A 1,904-nucleotide genomic window follows, 5' to 3' on the forward strand; every position below is an offset into this window, starting at 1 on the left:
GGGACCAAGACGGTCAGTAACAAGGACACCGTCGAACTCGTCGAAGGCGTTCAACTGAACGTCGAAGCGAGTTCGGTGGAAATCCAGCAGGGCAACAGTGTCACTCTGAACGTTACTCGCGCGGATACGGGCGAGCGCGTCTCGGGTGCCAACGTCACCTACAACGGCAAAACGTTCACCACCGACGCAAACGGCCAAGTTACCTTCACGCCTGTCGAAGGCGGTACTGCTGAAGTGACGAAGGACACCGAAGGCGGCACTGCCTTCGCGAAAACGAGCATCGACCTCTATGTCATCACCCCAGAGATGGACCTCATCGACTACAATGTCTCTTCGACGTCCATCACGACTGCTGACACGCTGACCGTTAACGCGACCGTTCAGAACTTCGATTCCTTCGACGGGAAGTTCAATCTCGACCTGAAGAAGGACGGTCAAGTTGTCGATTCCAAGACGGTCACTGTCCCTGCTGACAGCACCGTCACGAAACAGTTCGAACTCACGTTCGACGCAAAAGGTACGTACGACATCACGGTCAACAACGCACCCGCGACTGCTGTCGAAGTCACCGGTGTTCCGGATATGGAGTATTCGAACCTCCAAGTCCCGAGCCAGGTGTCCCCGGGTGAGAACACGGTCGTGAGTGCCGATATCGTCAACAACGGAACCGGTGCGGGCGACTACAACGCATCGCTCGTCATCGATGGTGACGTTGTTAGCTGGATGAACGGCACGCTCACGCCAGGCGAAGAAACGACTGTCACGTTCGAGAAAGCACTCGGGCCAGGCACCTACGACATTACTGTCGGCGAGCTTCCTGCTCAGACAGTCTCCGTCCAGAAGCCTGCAAACCTTGAGTACTCGAACCTTCAGGTCAACGACTCTGTCGTCGGCCTCGAAGACGCAGTTGAGGTGAACGCAACCGTCACCAACACCGGTGACGTCTCGGACACGTTCACTGCAACGCTCTCGGTCGATGACGAGATTACGCAGACGAAGGAAGTCACGCTCGACGCGGGCGAGTCGAAAACGGTCTCGTTCATCGTTTCCGACCTCGGACTGGGCGCACACACGGTGCGTGTCGGTGACCTCTCTCCGGAGACGGTCACGGTCAAAGCACCTGACTTCACAGCCTCGATTAGCGCACCAACTGATGTTAAGAAAGGCACTGTCCCAGTCACGGCGACAGTGAGAAACATCGGTAACGTCGATGCGACCGATGTCGATGTCATCGTCGAAGCGCAGGCCGCATGTGCCTGTGGCTGGACTGAACTCTCCAGTAAATCGGTTGATATCGATGCTGGCGATTCCGTCGAAATTAGCACGACGCTCTCTCGGAATAAAACGCGCAATTACACCGTCCGTGTGGTTGCCGATCCGTCCAACGAGTTCGTCGAAGCAGATGAGGACAACAACGCGAGTAGCCAGGAGGTTACTGGCGGCCCACTCGCCAAGGGTGTCATTTACGAAGGCGATGACGACCGGGCTGCAAATGACCCGGTTTACGTAGCTAACGATGACCCTGACGCTGAAGACTGGATCGTCGGACAGAACCTTACCGACAGCCAGGGTCGGTTCCTCGTCCCCATCCTGAACGACACACCGCAGACCATTGGATACGTTCAGGCTGACGCGACTGGCCTGTACAATGCTGACTTCCCACGGGACCAGTCGCCCGACATCTGGACGCTCGAAAACACCACCGGCAGCGATGGCATCCTCGATCTTCGTAAAACCCACCTGCCACAGACGGGTGTACTGAACATCGCCGTTGTCGACCAAGACGGTGAGCCCGTTCAGAATGCGAGGATTGCCGTTCTGCACAAGAAATTCGGAACGCGATCTGGCGTCGTCTTCAATTCGAACGAAGACGGACTGTTCCCCGTTGGTGAAAACAACCGGAC

1 protein-coding gene is annotated in these 1,904 nt (G+C 56.7%); it reads left to right on the forward strand.

Translation table 11 applies throughout. From position 1 onward, the window contains the following. Positions 1-1,904: CARDB domain-containing protein (locus tag AUR66_RS18580; protein ID WP_331457024.1), on the forward strand; the 1,904-nt coding region annotated here is incomplete at both ends.

This window comes from Haloferax profundi (assembly GCF_001469865.1).
Lineage (GTDB): Archaea > Halobacteriota > Halobacteria > Halobacteriales > Haloferacaceae > Haloferax > Haloferax profundi.